This is a genomic window from Anaplasma marginale str. Florida (assembly GCF_000215485.1).
Classification (GTDB): Bacteria; Pseudomonadota; Alphaproteobacteria; order Rickettsiales; family Anaplasmataceae; genus Anaplasma; species Anaplasma marginale.
The window spans coordinates 1-3,568 of the sequence record NZ_AFMS01000135.1; the positions used below are offsets into that span (position 1 = coordinate 1).

Here is a 3,568-nt window from a genome sequence, read left to right on the forward strand (position 1 = left end):
TAACATGAAGAATTTGGGCTTGACATCCGTATAGATTGAGAGATACTTACCCTTGTTCTTTGCTTGNTCCCAATGTCTGACACCCGCAGCAGTCGAATCAAGCCGATGACCCTGAACTTTGGGCCGCAGCATCCAGCTGCTCACGGGGTTAGTGCGCTTGATCTTGGAGATGAGCGGCGAGGTTATCGAGAGGATTGACCCACACATAGGCTTGCTTCATAGAGGCACTGAGAAGCTTATAGAGTATAAAACGTACCTACAAGCGCTTCCGTATTTTGATCGCCTCGACTATGTCTCCCCAATGTCACAAGAGCACGCCTATTCTTTGTGTGTAGAAAAGCTGCTGCAGTGCGTTGTTCCACCAAGAGCAAAATACATTAGAGTGATTTTTTGTGAGCTCACAAGGGTCCTCAACCATCTGCTCAATGTCTCTAGCCAGGCGCTCGATACAGGCGCCACAACTCCACTTTTGTGGATGTTTGAGGAACGGGAAAGACTGCTCTCCTTCTATGAGAGGGCCTCTGGAGCCAGGTTTCATGCCGCATACATAAGGCCGGGGGGAATTGCGGCGGACGTGCCTGATGGCCTACTGGATGACATACACGCGTTTACGGAGAGCTTCCCTAAGCTCCTTGACGACGTAGACGGTTTGTTGACCGAAAATAGCATATGGAAGCAGCGCAATGTTGACATAGGCGTAGTGTCAAAGGCGCAGGCGCTAGACTGGGGGTTTTCCGGCCCCATGTTAAGGGCGTGTGGAATACCTTGGGATCTGAGAAAGAGCCAGCCATACGAGATATACGAAACCTTAGATTTCAAAGTGCCCGTAGGTAGCAATGGTGACTGTTATGATAGATACCTGGTGCGAATGGCCGAGATGCGTGAGTCCATCTCGATCATCAGACAATGTCTAAACGGCATACCTGAAGGGCCGGTGAAGACCGACGATCGCAAAATCGCTCCACCTAGAAGGGAAGAGCTAAAATACTCCATGGAAGCGCTGATTCACCACTTCAAGCTGTTTTCTGAGGGTTATAAAGTCGCCAAAGGTGAGGCATACGTTGCGGTGGAGGCACCTAAGGGCGAGTTTGGGGTCTATATAGTATCGGATGGCACCAATAGGCCTTACAGGTGCAGGATAAGGGCGCCGGGTTTCGCTCATTTACAAGCAATAGATGCAATGGCTAGGGGGCACATGTTGGCTGATCTTACCGCAATCATAGGGTCACTAGACATCGTATTTGGAGAAATAGACAGGTAGGGTTATGGATCAAAGTTCGGAGAAATTTGAGTTTACACCCGAAAACTTGGAGGAGGCCCGCAAGTATATCAGCCATTATCCGGACGATCGGAAGTCCAGCGCAGTGATGCCACTGTTGCATCTAGTGCAAAGCCAAGCTGGGGGGTTTATACCGCAGTCAGCCATAGGCTACATAGCCGATCTTCTGGGCATGCGTCCAGTTCATGTTCGGGAGGTTGTTGAGTTTTACTCTATGTACAACACCGCTCCGGTGGGGAAATACTTAGTGCAGGTCTGTCGCACAACTCCCTGCTGGCTGCGCGGGGGAAGTGATATATTAAATACTTGCAAGAAAGCGCTTAAGATTGATGTTGATGAGAGCACAAAAGATAACCTCTTCACGCTCAGAGAGGTTGAATGCCTCGGGGCTTGCGTTAATGCCCCGGTCGTGCAAATAAACGAGGACTACTACGAGGACTTGGATTCCGAAAAGATGGGAGAGATTCTACACAAGCTCAAACACAGTGAGAACTAGAGAGATAGTTTTAGACACTGAAACCACAGGTCTGGATGCAGCGTCGGGTGATAGAATAATAGAGATTGGCTGCGTGGAGCTGGTCGATTTTGTAATGACGGGCCAGGTTTTTCACAAGTACATCAACCCAGAGCGTGATATCCCCATTGCAGCAACAAAAATTCACGGCATCACAACCGACATGGTAAAAAATATGCCGAAGTTTGCCGAGATGGCAGACCAGTTTCTCAATTTTGTGCAAGATAGCGTGCTAGTGATCCACAATGCCGGGTTCGATCTCAAATTTATTGAGACAGAAATGGAGCGCATAGGCAAGACGAAGCTGTACAACCCCGTTGTGGACACGCTCGAGGTGGCCCGCAGAAAGTTCCCCGGCATGCCAGCAAGCCTGGATGCCCTGTGCAAGAGATTTGACATTTCAACTAGTAGCCGTAGGTTCCACGGAGCATTGAAAGACGCAACTCTTCTGGCGAGAGTTTACGTTGAGTTGTGCGGCGGAATACAGAGGTCCCTGGGTTTTGTGAGTGGAGACCTCACCCAATCGACTAGAGCAAGCAAAGCATCCAAGCCAGTATTGCAGGCTCCACGTGCGTTTACCATAAGCGACCTGGAGCTCAAGCTACACGCGGAGTCCATCAGCAAGATGAAAGACCCTATATGGAATATGTACCTAAAGACGAGTGACTGACCACACGTACGCCACCGGCTACTGCAGCTTTGGGTACTACCTTCCGCAGTGATAGTCAGAAAAGCTTACGGCCTCTGCCACGTGATTCTCCGCAACCTCCCCGCACACTGCCAGGTCTGCGATTGTCCTGGCGACCTTTAAGATTTTCGAGGCATCTCTGTTTGACAAGCGCCCGATATCGAGCACCTTGGCCAACAGTTTACCCGCCGCATCGCTCATTCTACGCGTTATAAATTTTTCAACTTCACCTGCAGTTAGCATCGCATTGTTCTTCCGCATGTCACCATATCTGGCCGCCTGTATAGACCTGGCCCCAGTTACCCGTGCCTTCATTGACGCAGAGCTTGTAGAATTATCACAAGTTTTCTGGGCAAACATACTGACATTTTCTACTTCCACTTTGATGTCTATCCTACTCATAATCGGCCCAGAAATTCTCCCTTGGTACTCCGCACCACATCTGGGTGCCCTGGCACATTTTCTGCCCGAGTCATTAATGTATCCGCATCGGCACGGATTCATCGCAGCTACAAGTTGAAAGTTCGCGGGATAGGTTATGTGGGCATTGGCTCTTGATATAACTACTTGCCTATCTTCCAGAGGCTGCCTTAGGGATTCCAGTACGGACTTAGAAAATTCGGGCAGTTCATCGAGAAATAACACCCCATTATGCGCTAAAGTTATTTCCCCAGGTAAAGCTTGCCTGCCCCCACCAACCATTGAGGCAAGTGAGGCGGAGCTGTGTGGCTCACGAAATGGTCTGGAAGCCACAAGGTGGCGCATACCCTTATGCATTATGCTAGAAATAACATTAATTTCTAGCACCTCTTGTGCATCTAAATCTGGAAGTATGCCTATTAACCTCTTGGCTATCATGGATTTACCAGACCCAGGCGGACCTATCATTAAAATGTTATGGCCCCCAGCAGCTGCAATCTCCATAGCACGCTTCGCCACAGAATGCCCCCGCACATCTTGCATGTCAGGCATCACCTGGGCAAGACGGCCACCAGCGTGCGGCTCCTCATAGACAGGTAAATCATGGTGAGCAAATACCCCTGCTGCGCCCTCAACTTCATTAAAATAGTCTACCAGTGACGATAGG

At 49.7% G+C, this 3,568-nt stretch carries 3 protein-coding genes and 1 pseudogene; 3 read left to right on the top strand and 1 reads right to left on the bottom strand.

Going from position 1 to position 3,568, the window contains the following annotated elements; all coding sequences use genetic code 11:
- Positions 1 to 72 precede the first annotated feature (72 nt).
- The 3 genes and pseudogenes from GAC_RS03685 to dnaQ all read left to right on the top strand — a co-directional run bounded on the left by GAC_RS03685 (position 73) and on the right by dnaQ (position 2,463).
- Positions 73 to 1,261, top strand: a pseudogene (locus tag GAC_RS03685) (NADH-quinone oxidoreductase subunit D).
- Positions 1,262 to 1,265: 4 nt separating this feature from the next.
- The gene (nuoE, locus tag GAC_RS03690) at positions 1,266 to 1,775 is read left to right on the top strand and encodes an NADH-quinone oxidoreductase subunit NuoE (protein WP_010267635.1); all 510 of its coding nucleotides are present in this window, start codon (positions 1,266 to 1,268) and stop codon (positions 1,773 to 1,775) included.
- Complete coding sequence (gene dnaQ / locus GAC_RS03695) at positions 1,765 to 2,463, top strand: DNA polymerase III subunit epsilon (protein ID WP_010264567.1); 699 nt, start codon at positions 1,765 to 1,767, stop codon at positions 2,461 to 2,463. The genes nuoE and dnaQ overlap by 11 nt, the downstream gene beginning before the upstream one ends.
- A gap of 36 nt (positions 2,464 to 2,499) precedes the next feature.
- On the opposite strand, the gene GAC_RS03700 is transcribed toward dnaQ, so the two are convergent.
- A partial coding sequence (locus tag GAC_RS03700; protein ID WP_050813516.1) for a YifB family Mg chelatase-like AAA ATPase occupies positions 2,500 to 3,568 on the bottom strand: 1,069 nt, incomplete at its 5' end.

Bases quoted from the DNA above. Each gene is read 5' to 3' on its own strand.
- nuoE (WP_010267635.1), top strand. From the start codon at position 1,266: ATGGATCAAAGTTCGGAGAAATTTGAGTTTACACCCGAAAACTTGGAG.